Source organism: Bradyrhizobium yuanmingense (assembly GCF_025200905.1).
In the GTDB taxonomy this organism is placed as follows: domain Bacteria; phylum Pseudomonadota; class Alphaproteobacteria; order Rhizobiales; family Xanthobacteraceae; genus Bradyrhizobium; species Bradyrhizobium yuanmingense.
The window spans coordinates 7,117,448-7,132,786 of sequence record NZ_CP104173.1 but is presented as its reverse complement, the minus strand read 5'-3'; the positions used below and the strand labels follow the sequence as shown (position 1 = coordinate 7,132,786).

The following is a 15,339-nucleotide window of genomic DNA, read 5'->3' as shown; positions in this document are numbered from 1 at the left end:
TCAGCGTTACGCCGCCTTCTTCAGCGTGCCGGCCTGCTCGGCCACGCCGAGAAGATCGCTTTCCTTCATGATCAACAGCTCCTCGCCGTCGATTTTGACCTCGGTGCCCGACCACTTGCCGAACAGCACCCGGTCGCCGACCTTGACGTCGAGCGGCACGAGCTGGCCCTGCTCGTTTCGCCCGCCCGGCCCCACGGCGATGATCTCGCCCTGCTGCGGCTTCTCCTTGGCGGTATCGGGAATGATGATGCCGCCGGCGGTCTTCTCCTCGGCATCGATGCGGCGCACGAGCACACGGTCGTGCAACGGGCGGAAATGCATGCACATCCTCCTTGGGTAGGTTCAGCGATGTCCAAAATCCGGGTCCGGAACCGGCCCCCGGGCGGCAAACGACCTAGGAATACGCGGATTTCTAGTCAAGAGGACCTGCAAAAATTTTTGCGCTACTTCAAGGTTCTTGTCCGGATGGATGTGCCGCCGTCCCTGTCACGCCTGCTTGGCGGGCGAGGTGCATCGGCTTGGGCCCGCAAATCTCGAGAGCCGCCCTTACTGGTCATTTCCATGTGAGGATGATCCCATATAGCCCCTTGAGGTCCGCTTCGGGTCAAAAGCGGTAACGCCCTGCCGAGCAGAAGATTTCCGCTTCTCCCTCAGGAGCTGACATTTCTTCTATGAGTCCGCCTTAGCGGCCTCGCCCCGTCCCGTCATTGAGCAAACACGCGACCTGATGCCCGTCACCGGCGTCCAGCAGCGCCGGGCGTTCCGTCTTGCACCGCTCCATCGCAAACCGGCAGCGGGTGTGAAATGCGCAGCCTGACGGCGGATTGACCGGGCTCGGCACGTCGCCGTCGACCAGGGGCGCGAGCTTCTTCGCCAGCGGATTGGCGATCGGCACCGAGGCGAGCAGGGCCTGGGTGTAGGGGTGCCTGGGATTGCGGAACAGCTCGTCCTTGTCGGCGATCTCGACGATGCGGCCGAGATACATCACGGCGACGCGGTGGCTGATATGAGCGACCACGGCGAGGTCGTGCGCGATGAAGAGATAGGAAAAGCCGTGCTGCCGCTGCAGGTCGATCAGAAGGTTGATCACCTGCGCCTGGATCGAGACGTCGAGCGCGGAGACCGGCTCGTCGCAGACGATCAGGCGTGGCCCCAGCGCCAGCGCGCGGGCAATGCAGATGCGCTGGCGCTGACCGCCGGAGAATTGATGCGGGAAATTGCGCATCTGGTCAGGCCGCAATCCCACCTGCTCGAACAGTGTTGCGACCCGGGCTTCCAGCTCCTTGCCTGTGGCAAGTCCGTGCACGGCGATCGGCTCGCCAACGATGTCGCCGGCGGTCATGCGCGGATTGAGCGAGGCGAACGGATCCTGGAACACGATCTGCATCGAGCGGCGATGCGGCCGCATCGCCGTTTTCGACAGATGCGTGATGTCCTCGCCGTCGAGACGGATCTGGCCCGAGGTCGGCTCGACCAGCCGCAGCACGCTGCGCGCCACCGTGGACTTGCCGCAGCCGGATTCGCCGACGAGGCCGAGCGTCTCGCCGGTGCCGAGCGCGAACGAGACGCCATCGACCGCGTGCACGGTGCCAACCTGCCGGCGCAACACGCCGGCGCGCACAGGGTAGTGCTTCTTGAGGTCGGTGACTTCGAGCAGCGCCTCGGTCATGCCACCTCCGCGACTTCTTCGGCGCGCCAGCAGGCGGCCAGATGCCCGCCGCCCCAATCTGCCAGCGGCGGATATTCGGCCTCGCAGCGCTTGATGGCGAGCTTGCAGCGCGGCGCGAAGGCGCAGCCTTGCGGCAGCCGCACCAGCGACGGCACCGTGCCGGGGATTTCGTTCAGCCGCGCCTGCGCGGCGGCGCCGGAGGCCGGCACGGCCGGGATCGAGGCCATCAGCCCGCGCGTATAGGGATGCTTCGGCGCGGCGAACAGCGCCTCGACGCTGGCTTCCTCGACCTTCCGCCCCGCATACATCACGATCACGCGTTGCGCGGTCTGCGCGACCACGCCGAGATCGTGCGTGATCAGCACGAGCCCGGTGCCGAGCTCCTTCTGCAGGTCGAGGATCAGCGCCAGGATCTGCGCCTGGATGGTGACGTCGAGCGCGGTGGTCGGCTCGTCCGCGATCAGGAGCGCCGGCCGGCACGCCAGCGCCATCGCGATCATCGCGCGCTGGCGCATGCCGCCGGAGAGCTGATGCGGATATTCGCGCGCCCGCCGCGCCGGCTCGGGGATGCGCACCAGCCGCAGCATCTCGACCGCGATGCCTTGCGCCTCTTTCGCCGAGATATGCCGATGCAGCCGCACCGCCTCGACGATCTGGTCGCCGATCCGCATCACCGGATTGAGCGATGTCATCGGCTCCTGGAAGATCATGGAGATGCGATTGCCCCTGACCGCGCGCATCTGCGCCTCATCCAGCGCCAGCAGGTCGGTGCCTTCCAGCGAGACGGAGCCGCCGACGATGCGGCCGGGCGGATCGGGCACGAGACGCATCAGCGACAGCGCGGTCACGCTCTTGCCGCAGCCGGATTCACCGACGATCGCCAGCGTCTCGCCGCGCCTCACGCTGAAGGAGAGGTCGTCGACCGCCTTGAACAGGCCGGAATTGGTGAAGAACACCGTCTTCAGGTTCTTCACGTCGAGCACGAGATCGGTCTTGTCCGCCATCAACCGCGCTGCCTCGGATCCAGGATGTCGCGCAGGGCGTCGCCGAACAGGTTGGCGCCGAATACGGCGAGGCTGATCGCGACGCCCGGGAAGATCACCAGCCACGGCGCGGTGCGGACATATTCGGCGGCGGATTCGGACAGCATGCGCCCCCACGACGGATAGGGTTCGGGAATGCCGAGGCCGAGGAAGGACAGCGAAGCCTCGGTCAGGATGGTCGAGCCGAGCTGGGCCGTCGCCAGCACGATCAGCGGCGCCAGCGTGTTCGGCAGCACATGGCGCAGCGCAATCCGCATCTCGCTCATGCCGATCGACTTGGCGGCCTCCACGAACGGCTGCTCGCGCAGCGCCAGCGTGTTGGCACGGATGACGCGCGCCACCGTCGGGATCAGCGGAATGGCGATGGCGATGATCACGTTCGGCAGCGAGGGCCCGAGCGCGGCCGTCATCACTAGCGCCAGCACCAGGAGCGGCAGCGCCTGCAGCACGTCGGAGACGCGCTGGAACACCAGATCGAACCAGCCGGAGAGATAGCCCGAGGTAAGGCCGACGATCACGCCGATGGTGCCGCCGAGCACGGTCGAGCCGATGCCGACCGCGAGCGAGATCCGTGCGCCGTGGATGATGCGGCTGAACACGTCGCGGCCGAAGGAATCGGTGCCCATCCAGTGCGCCCAGCTCGGGCGCGCCAGCGCGCGGGCGGAATCGACGGTCAGCGGATCATAGCGCGCAATGACATCGGCGAAGATCGCCGTCAGCACGAACAATGTCATGATGACGAGCCCGGCCGCGCCCAGCACGTGCCGCTGCGCCATGAACAGCACGCGCCGCCAGCCCCCGGTCGCATGCGCCCCGGCCCGCCTCAGCTCAACGTCGAAATCGATCGCGGCCAAGCTGCTCTCCTAATCCGTGTACCTGATCCGCGGGTCGAACACCGCGTAGAGCATGTCGACGGTGAAATTGGCGAACACCACCACGACCGCGATGAACATCACGAGGTTCTGCACGATCGGATAGTCGCGCCAGCGGATCGCCTCCACCAGGAAGCGCGCGACGCCGGGGATGTTGAACACGGTCTCGGTGACGATCAGGCCGCCGATCAGGAACGCCGCCTCGATGCCGATCACGGTGATCACGGGCAGGATCGCGTTCTTCAGCGCGTGGTGATAGTTCACCGCCGCTTCGGATGCCCCCTTGGCGCGGGCGGTGCGGATGTAGTCCTGCCGCAGCACCTCCAGCATCGAGGAGCGCGTGATGCGCATGGTCAGCGCTGCGCTGCGGAAGCCGACGGCGGCGGCCGGCACGGCGTAGGTCGCGAACGCCTCGAGCCATGTCTTCGGATTGGGATTGAAGATCGGCATCTGCCCGAACATCGCCACCGAGGCGGTGAGGATCAGAAGGCCGAGCCAGAACGAGGGCAGCGACAGCCCGCTGAGGCTGACGACGCGAAGCGCGTAGTCGAGCTTCGTGCCCTGCTTCACCGCGCTGATGACGCCGAGCGGAATGCCGATCGATGCCGAGAACAGCAGCGCGAGGCCGGCGAGCTTTGCCGTGATCGGAATCCGCGGCAGGATCTCCTGCAGCGCCGGCTTCTCCGAGACGTAGGAGAAGCCGAAATCGCCGCGCATGAAGCCGCTGATCCAGTGCCAATATTGCACGATCAGGGGACGGTCGATGCCGAGCTCCTTCTCCAGATTGGCCTTGTCGGCCGGGTCGACATAGCCGGCGGCGGCGAACAGGATGTCGACGATGTTGCCCGGCACGATGCGCAGCAGGAAGAAGATGACGATCGAGATCCCGAACAGGGTCACGAACATCAGGAACAGGCGCCGCACCAGATAGGCAAACATGCACCGCCCTCCGCGCTAGCCGTCAACGTCGCGTCACTTGTCGAGCCACACATCCTCGTAGCGGAAGCCGTTGTAGGAGCTGTTCGACATGATCGTGACGCCCTTGACGTGGGGGTGCCAGCAGGTGCCGGCGCGGGCATGGAAGATGATCGGGCGGGCGACGTCCTCCTGCAGCTTCTTGTCGATGTCCCACACCAGCGGCCTGCGCTTTCCGATGTCGGTCTCCTGCGACTGCACGTCGAACAGCTTCTCGATCTCCTTGTTGCAATAATTGGTGTAGTTCCGCTCCGAGCCGCAGGCATAGTTCTCGTAGAACGACTGGTCGGGATCGTCGACGGCATTGCCGGTCAGGTTGAGGCCGAGCATGTAATCCTTGCGCGCGACCTTCGGGAACCAGTTCGCGGTTTCCACGACGTCGAGCTCGCCGTCGATATAGATGGTCTTGAGCTGGTCGATCAGGATCACGGCGGGGTCGCGATATTCCGCGATGTTGCGCGTCGAGACTTTCACGGCGAGGCGCTTGTCCGGACCGTAGCCCGCCTTCTGCATCAGCTTCCTGGCTTCCTCGCGGTTGGCGTTGATGTCGCGGCCATAGCCCGGGATGGTCTCCAGCCTGTCCTTCGGCATGCCCCAGAGGCCCTGCGGCGGCGGCAGCATGGTGCCGCCGATGTCGCCCTGGCCTTCGAACAGGATGTCGACGAACGCCTTGCGGTCGAGCGCGAGCGCCATCGCGCGGCGGATGTCGATGTTGTCGAACGGCGCGGAGGTCGAATTGACGATGATGTTGGTCGAGACGTTGGTCGGCTCGACGACGCAAGTCGCGTTCGGCGCCTGTGACTTGATGTCCTTCAAAAGCGGGATCGTGATGTGCGTCGGAAAGGTCATGTCGAACTTGCCGGCGACGAAGGCCAGGATCGCGGTCGAGCGGTTGGTGATGATGGTGTATTCGATGCCGTCGAGATAGGGCAGGCCCTTCTTCCAATAATTGGGATTGCGCGTCAGCTTGATCGATTCATTGGCCTTGAACTCGACGAACTTGAACGGCCCGGTCCCGATCGGATGGGTGCGCATGTCCGCCGGCGAGACGTGACAGGGATAGACCGGCGTGTAGCCGGAGGCGAGCATCGCCAGCAGCGAGGGCTGCGGCCGCTTCAGGTCGAAGGTGACCTCGAACTCGCCGTTGGTCGTGACCTCGTTGACCTCGCTGTACCAGGCCTTGCGCGGATTCTGCCGCAGCTTCTGCTGCGACTTGCCCATCAACAGATCGAAGCTGCATTTGACGTCGGCCGAGGTGAACGGCTTGCCGTCGTGCCATTTCACGCCCTGGCGCAGCTTGAACGTCAGCTTCTTGTTGTCGCTGCTCCAGGACCAGCTTTCGGCGAGGTCCGGCCGCAGCGTATCGGGGCTGTTCTGCGCGATGTGCTGATCGTAGATGAGGAGATTGTTGAACACCCCCATGAAGGGAATGTTGATCGAATAGGTCGCGCCTTCGAGGATCGAGGCGTTGGCCGGACTGTCGCGGTGATACATCCGCAAAATGCCGCCCTGCTTGGGCTCGCCGGCGAGCGTGGCAGTTGAGGTCGTCAGCACAGATAACGCCGCCATTGCGGCGAGCGCCCACACGCTCCGCATGCTCATCCTCCCTGGACCTCGGCCTTTTGCGGCCTGTTTATCCCGACGATAGCGAGGCGCGTGCAGCGAGGCAACCCGCAAGGCTAGCTGCGCTCTCGACAATTCGGATGACGGAATATCTCAGGCGCTTCTCTCACGATGGGGAGTGCAGGTGCGAAGAGCCGATTCCTGTGCAGAGTTTGCGCGAGGTCGCATCAGCAACCTCCGCTGTCATCCTGGACAAGCGCGCCCTAAGCGCGCGCCGATCCGGGATCCATAGCCACAGGGAGGAGTTTGGCGAAGACTTGGAGTTGCCAGCTCATGCCGCAACTCCTTCCTGGGGTTATGGGTCCCGGGCTCGCGACTTCGTCGCGCCCCGGGAAGACAGTTGCGTGTATGGCGCTTGCTTGCGCACCTTACGTAGCGGAAACCCTCACACGATCCGCGAGACCTTGTTCCCCCAGTACCGGTCCCGCAGCAGCCGCTTGTACAGCTTGCCGGTCGGCAGCCGCGGCAATTCCTTTTCGAAATCGACCGAGCGCGGCACCTTCTGCCGCGACAGCGACTTTGCGCAGAACGCGATCAGCTCCTCGGCGAGCGCCGGCCCCGGCTCCACGCCGGGCATCGGCTGCACCACCGCCTTCACCTCCTCGCCGAGATCGGCATTGGGTACGCCGAACACCGCGGCGTCCGCCACCTTGGGGTGGGTGATCAGGAGGTTCTCGCATTCCTGCGGATAGATGTTCACCCCGCCGGAGATGATCATGAAGGTGGCGCGGTCGGTCAGGTATAGGAAGCGGTCGGCATCGACATAGCCGACGTCGCCGACCGTGCTCATGCTCCCATCGGCAGAGCGCGCCTCCTTGGTTTTCTCGGGATCGTTGAAATATTCGAACGGCGTTGCCGTCTTGAACCAGACCTGGCCGGGCGTGCCGGTCGGGCATTCCCGCATGTTCTCGTCGAGAATGTGCAGGTCCCCGAGCAGCACCTTGCCGACGGTGCCGCGATGCGCCAGCCATTCCTCGCTGTTGCAGGCGGTGAAGCCGAGGCCTTCGGTGGCGCCGTAATATTCGTGGATGATCGGTCCCCACCATTTGATCATCTCGTCCTTGACCTGCGGCGGACAGGGCGCGGCGGCGTGGATGGCGATCTCCAGCGAGGACAGATCGTAGCGGGCGCGCACCTCCTCCGGCAACTTCAGCATGCGCGAGAACATCGTCGGCACCAATTGCGTGTGGGTGATGCCCCATTGCTCGACCAGCTGCAGGTAACGCTCGGGATCGAAGCTTTCCATGATGATCACGGTGCCGCCCATGCGGATCGTGAGGTTCACGGCCGCCTGCGGCGCCGAATGATAGAGCGGCGCCGGCGACAGGTAGACCATGCCCTCGCGGTAGTGCCAGAGCCTCAACAGGAAATCGAACAGCGGCAGATTGTGCTTCGGCTTCTCCTCCGGCAGCGGGCGCAGGATGCCCTTAGGTCGTCCCGTCGTGCCGGAGGAATAGAGCATGGCGGTGCCGAGCCACTCGTCGGGAATCGGCGTTGCCGGCAGGCCGGCGGTCACCTCCGATAGGCCAACGATGCGCTCGCTCTCGCCCGGGCCGTCGGCGACGATGCAGAGCTTGATGTCGGGACAAGCCTCGATCGCCTCGCGCGCGATGGCGAGCTTGGCCATCGACGTGATCAAAATCTTCGACTGGCTGTTGACGAGCAGATAGGCGAGCTCGCCCGGCGTCAGGAACGAGTTGATGCAGGTGTAGTAGAGCCCGGAGCGCTCGCCCGCGCCGCAGGCTTCGAGATAACGCGCATTGTTCTCCATGAAGATTGAATAATGGTCGAGCCGCCTCAAGCCGTGCTGGCGGAACAAGTGCGCCAGCCGGTTGCTGCGCGCCTCCAAGTCGCGATAGGTGACGGCCTCGCCGGTCGCCGCCATGATGAAGGCGGGCTGCAGCGGACGCAGGCGGGCGTGGTGACCTGTGTACATCGATCCTCCGGATGTCGATCAGGCGGCAAGCAGCAGGATCTCGCGCACATCGGCGGGGCCCTCGATCTTGCGCGGGTTGCGCGGAATCCAGTTCGTCCGCATCGCGGCTTCCGCGATCGCATCGAAATGATCCGGCGCGATGCGCACGTCGGCGAGGCTGCGCGGCATGCCGAGCGAGCGGATGAAGGCATCGAGCACGTCGGCTGCGTCACGGCCGGGATAGCCCATGGCGGCCGCGACGATCATCTGCCGCTCGGCATTGTCGCGCGCGTTCCAGCGCATCACCGCCGGCAGCATGACGCAGGAGGTGTAGCCGTGCGGCACGTCGTAGGCCCCGCCCAGCACGTAGCCGATGCCGTGGCTCGCGCCCATGGGCACGCCGGCGGCGAGCGCGCCCATCGACAGCCAGGTGCCGATCTGCGCATCCATCCGCGCATCGAGATCTCTAGGGTCGGCCTTCACCCGCGGCAGCGCGTCGGCGAGCATGGCGAGGCCCTTCACCGCCTGCGCATCGGCGTAAGGATGCGTCTCGCGCGAGCAGATCGCCTCGACGCAATGGTCGACGGCGCGGATGCCGGTCGACAGGAACAGCCATTCCGGCGTGTGCACGGTGATCGCAGGATCGAGGATGGTCGCGCGCGGGACAGTGAGCGGATGCCGCAGCATCTGCTTCACGTGGCTCGCGCGGTCGGTGACGCCGGCGATCGATGAGAACTCGCCGCCGGCGATCGTGGTCGGCACGCTGACCTGCCGCACGATGGGCGCCTTCATCTCGGGCGCGGCACCCTTGTGCACGCGGATGCGGTCGATGCCCGCGATATCGTCGATGCCGTTGGCAAGGCAGAGCTGCACCGCCTTGGCGCCGTCGGTGATGGAACCGCCGCCGATTGTGACGATCAGATCCGCCTCCGCCGCGCGCGCCGCTTGTGTCGCCGCGATCACCGCCTCGCGCGGCGTATGGGCCGGCATCGCGTCGAACAGGCCGGCGCAGCGGGAGCCGAGCGCCTCTCTGATTTTCGTGATTTCGTCGGTTTGCCGGTTCAGCGTCCCCGACACCATCAGGAAGGCGCGGCTTGTTCCGAGCCGGTCCATCTGCGCGACGATGGCTTCAGCCGCAGGATGGCCGAACACGACCTCCTCGATCGCGCCGAACACGACACGTCCCTGGTGCACGCCTGTCCTCCCCGGACAATTCGTTCTTGTTGTTAGGGACGCAATCTAGCCGACCCCGCCGGAGCCGTCATGCGCGAAGACGCTGGCCGTTTGCAGCGCAAGGGCGGGCTGTTGCAGATTGTGTGAACAGTGCTTCGGCGTCGGTACTGAGCTCCCTCTCCCGCTTGCGGGAGAGGGTTGGGGAGAGGGCTCTCTCCGCGGCGGAGCCGTCGCGGGTATCCCGCAGAGATCTCTCGCCGCGCAGGGAGAGCCTCAGTCAATTCTCGAAAATCCCAACGCGGAGACACCCTCTCCCCAGCCCTCCCCCGCAAGCGGGGGAGGGAGCGCAGTGCCGATGCCGCTGCATGGGATGTCAGGAGCGCCCCCTCAAAACACCACGCCCACGCGCGTGCCGCGCTTCCAGGCTATGCGGCAGCGCTTCTTGGTGTTGACGTGCAGCAGCTCGAAGCGATCGGGAATCGTCACCTGCCCGCCGAGATCGACGCAGGCCCCGCCGGGCGAATAGTCGATCAGCGTGCACGGGATCACGGGCGCGCGCGGGTCGGTGATGATCTTGGCCTGGCGTGACACCAGGCCCGCGGGCTTCACACGGACAAACTTGCGCGGATGCATTGGCACGTCTCCTCCAACTCCGCAGGTCGCGGCGGCTGATCTGTCCCAATCATGGAAAAGAGTTGATGCGATCCCCCTAAGCCGCGCCCGAGAATTTTAACGAAAAGTGTCAGCGAAAGGCAAAAGCAGCGGTAGCGGGCTGCCACCCTTCCCTGGAGGGGAATGGCGATGTGGCGCGCGTCTGTCTCCGCACCCGTCATTGCGAGCGAAGCGAAGCAATCCAGAAATCCCTCCGCGGAGGCAGCCTGGGTTGCTTCGTCGCAAGGGCTCCTCGCAATGACGAGCAGCGAGCCGTGCCCACGCCCTCACTCCGTCACCGGCACCACCTCGATCCCCGCCGCCAGCCCCGGCGGCACCGGCATCGGCACCGTCACGTAATCCTTCGGCAGGTTCACCGGCCGGTAGTCCGGCTCCACCGTCATGCGCTTCAGCACGCTCTCATGCACATGTGCGCCTTCGGGGATCAGGCGCGGCTCGCCATCGGGGATGTAGAAGCCGAAATAGACTTTCCGCGCCGGCCATTCCCGGTACTTCGCGCGCTTCGGCAAGAACTCCAGCACGCGCCAGGCCGCCGTCATGGAATCGTGCAGCATGCCGCTCTTGCCGGTAAAAGCGGGCTCGACATAGGTGAACGGCGAGTTCTTGCGCTGGATACCCCAGGCAAGCTGGTTCACCGTGCGCGGGTTGAACTTCAGCCCGGCCTTCTCGGCCTCGTCGATCATCCAGAGCAGCGGATATTTGGACTCGCCGCTCTCGGCCTCCGGATAGCCGCCGCCGACGTCGCAATGCACGCCGGCGAACCACACCTGCATGATGTCCTGCGGCACCTTCTTCTCGTCAGGCACGTAGCGGTTGCTCCAGAACTCCTGCGGCTCCGCGTAGGGCTTCAGGCGGAACATGCGCCGCCACTCGTCGATCGCGATCGCCTGCCGGAAGATCCTGATGCTGGGATCACGCAGCGTGAAGGCAAGCTCCTCCAGGCTCGGCCAGTAGAAGCGGTCGGCGCGCGGCACGATCACGCTCGCCACCGTGTCCCACACGCCGACGAAATGGATGGTCGGCCAGCGCGTCGAGGTGATGCGCGCGAACTGCGCGGCGAGGTCGAACTCGTCCTTCGGCAGCGGCCCGCTCTCGTCGAACACGATGTTCTTGATATCCTCGACGTCGTTGCCGCGCCCGCTGCCGGAATATTGCTTGTAGGCGATGAGGCCCGAGCCGGCGAGGTTCGCCTGCTCCGGCGAGATCAGGCCGATCTTGTGGATCAGCCCCGCCAGCACGCGCACCGTGTAGGCCCCGCGCGAGAAGCCGAACAAATAGATCTTGTCGCCCGGCGCGTAATGCTGAACAAGGAAGCAATAGGATGACAGCACGTTGTCATCGAGCCCGTATCCGGTCGCGAGCCCCCACACCAGCTTGATGTTGGCCTTCCAGCGCCCCCACGTCGACGGCTCCGTCATGGTGCCGACCCCGGGATCGTAAAACACCATCTGCCGCGGCTGCGTCTTGTCCGTCTTGCGCAGGCAGCGATAGAGCTTCAGGACGTTGGAGATGTTCTCTGAGATCTCGTTGCCGGTGCCGTCACAGCAGATGACGAGGTTCTTGCCGGCGGGCTTGTGGTCGGCGGGGTGGGCGGATTCCATGGGATGCGCCTCCGGGGGATGCTACCGGGGCGAGTATAGCGGAAAATGGATGGCAGCGAGGAGGCGACGTCGCCGGCACCCGGTCCCATGGCCGAAGGCTGTGTTGACATTAACCTCTTGTTAACCATGCGGTTGCCTAATGTCGACGATGGGGGATCACCATGTCGGCCGATGTGACGCGACGGAAGTTGATGCCTGTTTCGGCCGATCCGGCCATCCGGTCGATGGCGAGGCTGGCGGTTCGCGCCAAGGCCGTCCTACAGGGCAGAACGCCTGTCCTATGGAGCAAAGCCATGTTCGCAAGGGACGACTTAGTGGACAATCTCAGCCGCGATCTCGATCGCGCGCGTGGCAGACGCGATGCGCTCGCATCCGAAGCCACGACCCTGGCGGCGCAGATCGCCGAAATTGAAGCCCGCCTTTCGGAGGAGAAGAAAAGGCGAGAGCGTGAACGCGTCCTGAGTGAGATCGAACTGATCAAGACGCGAATCAAGCAAGCCGCCGGAGCGTTTGCACCTGTCGTGGACGGTCTCTCCAGGGCGGTCGAATCGGCGGCGGCCGTTGTGCCCGAGGCGCGCGAGCTCAATAGTTTCCTGGTGTCGGTGGCGACCGAGGTCGACAGCGTGCTCGATCCCCTGTTGCGTGAACTGGATCAGCGCGCGGATGCAGTGCGATCCGGCCACGCGGCGCTGGACTTGCCGAGTTCGGCCGTTGAAGTGCCGCCCGTCGAGCTGCCGAAGGACACCAACGAACGCCTGCTTCGCTTTCCGGCCTGGCTGTCCCGCGACAAGGAAACGGACAAGAAGGAAACCGCCGAGAGCCCGCGCAGCACGGCGGCGTGAAGCATCGGCGGCTGGTTTCGTTGCGGCGTATCCTTCGAGACGCCCGCTTGAGGCGGGCTCCTCAGGTGCTGCTTTGCTCCGTCATTCCGGGGCGCGCCCCTTGGCGCGAACTACGGTGCGCAATTGCGCACCTGAGAATCCATTGCTCAACGGTCACCGCGGCTAAATGGATCCTCCGATGCGCAATTGCGCATCATAGCTCTCGCTTTCGCGAGCCCCGGGGGATGACGACCTGTTATTTGGCTCGCTGGTCGTCCGATCCGCAGCCCGGCTCGACCCGCTCAGTTCGCCGCGCGGCGCAGGAAGGCCGGAATATCGAGAACGGCCTCGTCGGGCGCATTGCGCGCAGGCGCGCGGCCGTAAGCATCGAGCGGCTGAAGCGCCGCCTGCCGCGCATGGTCCAGGCCCGGCCGTGCCGGTGGCCCCACGGGGTGGTGCGGCTGCGGCCGCAGCGGCGGGTTTCCCGCTTGCGGCAGGGGGGCACTGCGCTCGATGCGATCGGCGATGCGACGGCCGTCGTTGCGCAGCCTGCCGGCGAGCTGGGTGAGGGCGGTTTCCACCGGGTGCGCCTGCGCCGGATCGAGATTATCGATACCGGTCGCCACCACCGAGACGCGGACGATGCCCTCTAGGCTTTCGTCAAAGGACGCACCGACGATGATGTTGGCGTCCGGGTCCGCCTCGTCGCGAATGCGGGTGGCGGCTTCGTCGACCTCGTACAGCATGAGATCCTTGCCGCCGGTGATGGAAATGATGAGGCCACTGGCGCGCTTGATCGAGGGGTTCTCGATCAGCGGATTGGAGATCGCGGCGACGGCGGCGGCGAGCACGCGCTTCTCGCCGGAAGCCTCGCCCCGTCCCATCATGGCCTTGCCCTTTTCCTTCATGACGGAGAGGACGTCGGCGAAATCGAGATTGATCAGACCTTCCTTGACGATGAGGTCGCTGATGCAGGCCACGCCCGAATAAAGCACCTGGTCGGCAAGGGCGAAGGCGTCGGCGAACGTGGTCTTCTCGCTGGCCACCCGGAACAGGTTCTGGTTCGGGATGATCAGGAGGGTGTCGACCGTCTTCAGCAGCTCCTCGATGCCGGCTTCGGCAAAGCGCATGCGGCGCTGGCCCTCGAAGTAGAACGGCTTGGTGACGACGCCGATGGTGAGAATGCCGAGCTCGCGCGCGATCCTGGCGACGACGGGTGCAGCCCCGGTGCCGGTGCCGCCGCCCATGCCGGCCGTCACGAACACCATGTGCGCGCCGGTCAATTGCTCGCGGATCGTGTCGATCGCCTCCTCGGCTGCGGCGCGTCCCAGTTCCGGCTGCGAGCCGGCGCCGAGCCCTGCGGTCACCTTCGTGCCGAGCTGGATGAGGCGCTTCGCCTTCGACATCGCCAGCGCCTGCGCGTCGGTGTTGGCGACCACGAACTCGACCCCCTGCAGCCCGGCCGTGATCATGTTGTTGACGGCATTGCCGCCGGCGCCGCCGACGCCGAACACGACGATGCGGGCCTTCATCTCATGGATATCGGTGTTGCCAGTCATTCTTCCCTCGCGATTGCTCCGGCAAGCCGGGGATTAAAGAAAGTTCTGAGTCCTACCTGCGGGCCGCGCGGTCTGCTTGCACGATGAAGGCGGCCAGATGTCCCAACCGGCGCACCGCGTGTCCCGCGATCGAGCCGCCAGGGCGGCGACCGCTCCGCAGCGCCGTCACTTCGTCTTCCAGTCGTGCAGCCCATGCATTGGCGGCCGTCGTCTCGGCGGCCGCCTGCGTCAGCTCGACGGCGAGGCGATCGGCACGTTCGCGCTCGCGCTCGAACACGGCCCTGTAGGCGGTTGCGACGGATTCGAGCCGCGCGATCTCTGCCTTGAACACCTCGGTCTTGACGGCCTCGATCCTGGCCAGGGAGACCCCGATGGGATCTTCCCGGCGGGCTCGTCGCGGGCGCGGCGTGTAGCGGAGAGCGGCGAGATCGACGCTCACCACCGCCTTGCCGTCGTCCGACCGCGAGCGCGGCAACCGCCGACGCCGCGCCAGTGCCCGCGCGGCCTCGCGCGAGACATTGAGGCGGGCACCGAGATCGGCATACGTCAACAACTCAACGCACATCGGCGCTTCTCCTGGAGCGAACCGGGAAGGCATTTCGAGCTAATGATGGCTGGACGATTACCGCAGGCTAGGGTGCGTTGGTTAATGGACGGTTAACGCGCGCGGGGGGTGTTTACGGGTGGGGCCGCGGTGACGGCCGCCGGAGTCGAAGGCGCCATCTGTCGCGGCGAGGGCTTGTCCGTCTTGCGCAGGCAGCGATAGAGCTTCAGGACGTTGGAGATGTTCTCCGAGATCTCGTTGCCGGTGCCGTCACAGCAGATGACGAGGTTCTTGCCGGCGGGCTTGTGGTCGGAATTGGCCGCGGTCTCCATGGGATGCGCCTCCGGGGGATGCTACCGGGGCGAGTATAGCGGAATTTGGCGAAAGAACTTAGCCAGAATGCACCCTTGGGCAACTGTCCTGCTACGGTCTGCAGTTGCAAACAATCCCCCGGTTGTAATATGGAGGAGGTGCGCCTAAATGTTGCGCGTGCGCAGGGCTGAAGTCCGGGCCAGCTTTTTCATAGACAAAATCTTTTTACATCAGTCATTGAGACGGAGGGAGACTTGGGGCGTAAAAATCCAGTGGTTCTGTCGACACGGACTTTTGCTACGCAAGGGGAAGCATCAAAGTTCTTCAGCGACATGCTCCATCGGTATCGGCCGGGCGACAGGGTGTTGGACGTCGACGCAGCTGATCTTGTCAGCCTCTTGGAACGCCATCCCAATCGCGACGAGAAAGTTGGCGTAGGTATCGACCACTTCGAAGTGCAAGCCGCGGACTACTCATCGCAATGCTTTCGAGTGGTTCGCACCGACGGTACATGGGCGAGGTTTTCTTATAAGCCTTGTATCGCACCTCACCTTTTCTAG

15 protein-coding genes are annotated in these 15,339 nt (G+C 65.0%); 2 read left to right on the top strand and 13 right to left on the bottom strand.

Annotated features, from left to right (window positions below; genetic code table 11):
* Positions 1 to 6: 6 nt before the first annotated feature.
* From groES to N2605_RS33055, 10 genes are all read right to left on the bottom strand, one after another.
* The gene (gene groES / locus N2605_RS33100) at positions 7 to 321 is read right to left on the bottom strand and encodes a co-chaperone GroES (protein WP_036002037.1); all 315 of its coding nucleotides are present in this window, start codon (positions 319 to 321) and stop codon (positions 7 to 9) included.
* 361 nt (positions 322 to 682) lie between these two features.
* Positions 683 to 1,669 carry an ABC transporter ATP-binding protein gene (locus N2605_RS33095; RefSeq protein ID WP_225171941.1) on the bottom strand — a complete coding sequence of 329 codons (987 nt, stop codon included), beginning with the start codon at positions 1,667 to 1,669 and terminating at the stop codon, positions 683 to 685.
* Positions 1,666 to 2,673: an ABC transporter ATP-binding protein gene (locus N2605_RS33090; RefSeq protein WP_036002031.1), complete on the bottom strand. Its 1,008-nt coding sequence runs from the start codon at positions 2,671 to 2,673 to the stop codon at positions 1,666 to 1,668. The genes N2605_RS33095 and N2605_RS33090 overlap by 4 nt, the downstream gene beginning before the upstream one ends.
* Positions 2,673 to 3,566 carry an ABC transporter permease gene (locus tag N2605_RS33085; RefSeq protein WP_036020171.1) on the bottom strand — a complete coding sequence of 298 codons (894 nt, stop codon included), beginning with the start codon at positions 3,564 to 3,566 and terminating at the stop codon, positions 2,673 to 2,675. The genes N2605_RS33090 and N2605_RS33085 overlap by 1 nt, the downstream gene beginning before the upstream one ends.
* Before the next feature lie 9 nt (positions 3,567 to 3,575).
* Positions 3,576 to 4,523 carry an ABC transporter permease gene (locus N2605_RS33080; RefSeq protein WP_036002026.1) on the bottom strand — a complete coding sequence of 316 codons (948 nt, stop codon included), beginning with the start codon at positions 4,521 to 4,523 and terminating at the stop codon, positions 3,576 to 3,578.
* A 33-nt stretch (positions 4,524 to 4,556) separates the two neighbouring features.
* On the bottom strand, positions 4,557 to 6,155 hold the full coding sequence (locus N2605_RS33075) for an ABC transporter substrate-binding protein (protein WP_260345052.1): 1,599 nt from the start codon (positions 6,153 to 6,155) through the stop codon (positions 4,557 to 4,559).
* Positions 6,156 to 6,567: 412 nt separating this feature from the next.
* Positions 6,568 to 8,118: an AMP-binding protein gene (locus tag N2605_RS33070; RefSeq protein ID WP_036020173.1), complete on the bottom strand. Its 1,551-nt coding sequence runs from the start codon at positions 8,116 to 8,118 to the stop codon at positions 6,568 to 6,570.
* A gap of 18 nt (positions 8,119 to 8,136) precedes the next feature.
* Positions 8,137 to 9,291 carry an iron-containing alcohol dehydrogenase gene (locus N2605_RS33065; protein WP_260345051.1) on the bottom strand — a complete coding sequence of 385 codons (1,155 nt, stop codon included), beginning with the start codon at positions 9,289 to 9,291 and terminating at the stop codon, positions 8,137 to 8,139.
* A 366-nt stretch (positions 9,292 to 9,657) separates the two neighbouring features.
* Entirely contained in the window at positions 9,658 to 9,903 is a 246-nt protein-coding gene (locus N2605_RS33060) for a PilZ domain-containing protein (protein WP_036002017.1), read from the bottom strand.
* A gap of 305 nt (positions 9,904 to 10,208) precedes the next feature.
* A complete protein-coding gene (locus N2605_RS33055; protein ID WP_260345050.1) occupies positions 10,209 to 11,543 on the bottom strand; it encodes a DUF2235 domain-containing protein in 1,335 nt (444 codons plus the stop codon).
* 161 nt (positions 11,544 to 11,704) lie between these two features.
* Here N2605_RS33055 and N2605_RS33050 point away from each other — a divergent pair, with 161 nt between their 5' ends.
* Positions 11,705 to 12,385, top strand: coding sequence for a hypothetical protein (locus N2605_RS33050; RefSeq protein WP_260345049.1), 681 nt, complete (start codon positions 11,705 to 11,707; stop codon positions 12,383 to 12,385).
* A 281-nt stretch (positions 12,386 to 12,666) separates the two neighbouring features.
* Here the strand turns inward: N2605_RS33050 and ftsZ are convergent, their stop codons facing one another.
* The 3 genes from ftsZ to N2605_RS33035 all read right to left on the bottom strand — a co-directional run bounded on the left by ftsZ (position 12,667) and on the right by N2605_RS33035 (position 14,799).
* Positions 12,667 to 13,923 carry a cell division protein FtsZ gene (gene ftsZ / locus N2605_RS33045; protein ID WP_260345048.1) on the bottom strand — a complete coding sequence of 419 codons (1,257 nt, stop codon included), beginning with the start codon at positions 13,921 to 13,923 and terminating at the stop codon, positions 12,667 to 12,669.
* A gap of 52 nt (positions 13,924 to 13,975) precedes the next feature.
* Positions 13,976 to 14,488 (bottom strand): hypothetical protein, encoded by a 513-nt coding sequence (locus N2605_RS33040; RefSeq protein ID WP_260345047.1) that lies wholly within the window; start codon positions 14,486 to 14,488, stop codon positions 13,976 to 13,978.
* 92 nt (positions 14,489 to 14,580) lie between these two features.
* On the bottom strand, positions 14,581 to 14,799 hold the full coding sequence (locus tag N2605_RS33035) for a phospholipase effector Tle1 domain-containing protein (RefSeq protein WP_425248828.1): 219 nt from the start codon (positions 14,797 to 14,799) through the stop codon (positions 14,581 to 14,583).
* Between the two features lie 312 nt (positions 14,800 to 15,111).
* On the opposite strand from N2605_RS33035, the gene N2605_RS36615 reads away from it, so the two are divergent.
* On the top strand, positions 15,112 to 15,339 hold the full coding sequence (locus tag N2605_RS36615; protein WP_425248873.1) for a DCL family protein: 228 nt from the start codon (positions 15,112 to 15,114) through the stop codon (positions 15,337 to 15,339).

What these genes read in the sequence shown, in the direction of transcription:
- groES (WP_036002037.1), bottom strand. Translation starts at nt 321, where the DNA reads ATGCATTTCCGCCCGTTGCACGACCGTGTGCTCGTGCGCCGCATCGAT.
- N2605_RS33095 (WP_225171941.1), bottom strand. Translation starts at nt 1,669, where the DNA reads ATGACCGAGGCGCTGCTCGAAGTCACCGACCTCAAGAAGCACTACCCT.
- N2605_RS33090 (WP_036002031.1), bottom strand. Translation starts at nt 2,673, where the DNA reads ATGGCGGACAAGACCGATCTCGTGCTCGACGTGAAGAACCTGAAGACG.
- N2605_RS33080 (WP_036002026.1), bottom strand. Translation starts at nt 4,523, where the DNA reads ATGTTTGCCTATCTGGTGCGGCGCCTGTTCCTGATGTTCGTGACCCTG.
- N2605_RS33075 (WP_260345052.1), bottom strand. Translation starts at nt 6,155, where the DNA reads ATGCGGAGCGTGTGGGCGCTCGCCGCAATGGCGGCGTTATCTGTGCTG.
- N2605_RS33070 (WP_036020173.1), bottom strand. Translation starts at nt 8,118, where the DNA reads ATGTACACAGGTCACCACGCCCGCCTGCGTCCGCTGCAGCCCGCCTTC.
- N2605_RS33060 (WP_036002017.1), bottom strand. Translation starts at nt 9,903, where the DNA reads ATGCATCCGCGCAAGTTTGTCCGTGTGAAGCCCGCGGGCCTGGTGTCA.
- N2605_RS33055 (WP_260345050.1), bottom strand. Translation starts at nt 11,543, where the DNA reads ATGGAATCCGCCCACCCCGCCGACCACAAGCCCGCCGGCAAGAACCTC.
- N2605_RS33050 (WP_260345049.1), top strand. Translation starts at nt 11,705, where the DNA reads ATGTCGGCCGATGTGACGCGACGGAAGTTGATGCCTGTTTCGGCCGAT.
- ftsZ (WP_260345048.1), bottom strand. Translation starts at nt 13,923, where the DNA reads ATGACTGGCAACACCGATATCCATGAGATGAAGGCCCGCATCGTCGTG.
- N2605_RS33040 (WP_260345047.1), bottom strand. Translation starts at nt 14,488, where the DNA reads ATGTGCGTTGAGTTGTTGACGTATGCCGATCTCGGTGCCCGCCTCAAT.
- N2605_RS33035 (WP_425248828.1), bottom strand. Translation starts at nt 14,799, where the DNA reads ATGGAGACCGCGGCCAATTCCGACCACAAGCCCGCCGGCAAGAACCTC.
- N2605_RS36615 (WP_425248873.1), top strand. Translation starts at nt 15,112, where the DNA reads ATGCTCCATCGGTATCGGCCGGGCGACAGGGTGTTGGACGTCGACGCA.